The sequence below is a fragment of the Sphingobacteriales bacterium genome (genome assembly GCA_012517435.1).
GTDB lineage: Bacteria > Bacteroidota > Bacteroidia > CAILMK01 > JAAYUY01 > JAAYUY01.
Map to the genome: position 1 here is coordinate 1 of JAAYUY010000073.1, position 1,693 is coordinate 1,693.

Genomic DNA, 1,693 nt, shown 5'->3' on the forward strand with positions numbered 1-1,693 from the left:
ACTTTGCTGACGATGTTTTTTCTTGCAGCAAGCAGTCCGATAATGGAATGGCCGCTGGCAGCAATTACTTTCGAGGCTGATTGGATGACAATATCAGCGCCAAGGGTTAGTGGGCGGGTTAATGCAGGTGAGGCACAGGTGGCATCAACAAGAAGCGGAATACCATGGCTATGTGCCAGGTCAGCTACCAGACTGATGTCAAAAATGGCTACCGCTGGATTGGATGGAAATTCTCCGTAAACAAAGCGGGTATTTTTGTCAATTTTGGAAGCCCAGTCATTGATGTCGTACGGGTTGGTGACCCAGCGTACTTCAATGCCTTCATCCTGCCATCTGCGTACCCAGAATTGCTGGAAGGTTCCCCCATATACTTTGGCGGAGGCCACAAAATTCATTTCGGAGCGGTTTTTACCTGCCAGAAAGGGTTCAGTAGCCGTCCTGACAGCAGCCATCCCGCTGGCAGTGGCCAGGCCTGAGGCTTCAAGCTTGCTGCCATAGGTTTCCAGTAATGCAATGGTTTCTTCCAGAAAATAACTGGATGGGTTTGCAATGCGGGTATAACACCAGTTGGGCATTTCATAGGCAAGGCCGGCTTCCATCTCAGCCGTATTCGCATAGGCCTGTGCCGGACTCAGATAAACAGGCTCCATGATAGAAGCATTGTTGTAATTGATGGCCTGTTCATAGTCGTACAAACCATGGGTGGCAATAGTATCAAATTTTCGTGTTTTGGCCACCTGTATTTTCTTTTGCCTTTCTTCAATCATCTGTTGGCCAAGTGCTATCCATTCAGGTTTTGTCAGATTTTTCATATTGTTTTATTTTCAGACAAAAATATCATCCTGAAAGCATATTCTGTATATTTGCTTAATTTTTTTTTCATATTATAGGTTTTTGTTTAATGTTTTTTGAAGTATATCCATTTTTACTAAAAGATTTAAAGTATGAATCATCAAAATCAGACTTTTGGCTTTCAACCTGACAATACCGATGTTAAAATACTGAATCTGTTGATGAAAGATGCCAGAATGCCTTTTACACAAATTGCTAAGAAATGCAGAATATCAGGAGCTGCCGTACATCAGCGTTTTCAGAAACTCAGGCAGACTGGCATTATCTCAGGCAGCACGGTTACCATCAGTCCGAAAAGCATGGGTTACATGACCTGCGCTTTTATCGGCATTCAGGTCAATCTGACCACTTCAACCACGCATGACCAGGTGTTTCAAAAAATCAGTGAAATAGCAGAAATAGTTGAATGTCATCATATTACAGGAAAATATTCCCTGCTTGTTAAAATTTTTGCAAAAAACAACGAGCATCTGAAAAAGATTATAGTCGAAAAGATACAATCCGTTCCCGAGATCATCAGCACCGAAACATTTATTTCACTGGAAGAAGGGTTTATCAGAGCCTTACCGGTTTAATGAACACTTAAAGTCCCTCCGTGCTTTCTGTGGTGAGAATACCTTGACCACCAAGACACCAAGGCACGAAGAAAATGTTTATAAAATTTAGTACCTCCGTTGTAAAAAACCTCCATGCTCCTCTGTGCACTCTGTGGTTGAAAAAATCTCCGTTCCTCCGTGTCTCCGTGGTGCAAAAATATTAACCACCAAGGCACGAAGACACTCAGATTATAATTTGTATTTAATTATGCCTCAACAGTATAAATTCTCCGTGCTCCTCTGTG

At 42.4% G+C, this 1,693-nt stretch carries 2 protein-coding genes; one reads left to right on the forward strand and one right to left on the reverse strand.

The window, feature by feature from the left end:
- Positions 1–812: O-acetylhomoserine aminocarboxypropyltransferase/cysteine synthase (locus tag GX437_04225; GenBank protein ID NLJ06862.1), on the reverse strand; the 812-nt coding region annotated here is incomplete at its 3' end.
- A gap of 132 nt (positions 813–944) precedes the next feature.
- Between GX437_04225 and GX437_04230 the strand changes: the two genes are divergently transcribed.
- Positions 945–1,427 carry an AsnC family transcriptional regulator gene (locus GX437_04230; protein ID NLJ06863.1) on the forward strand — a complete coding sequence of 161 codons (483 nt, stop codon included), beginning with the start codon at positions 945–947 and terminating at the stop codon, positions 1,425–1,427.
- Positions 1,428–1,693 lie beyond the last annotated feature (266 nt).

Bases quoted from the DNA above. Each gene is read 5' to 3' on its own strand.
- GX437_04230 (NLJ06863.1), top strand. From the start codon at position 945: ATGAATCATCAAAATCAGACTTTTGGCTTTCAACCTGACAATACCGAT.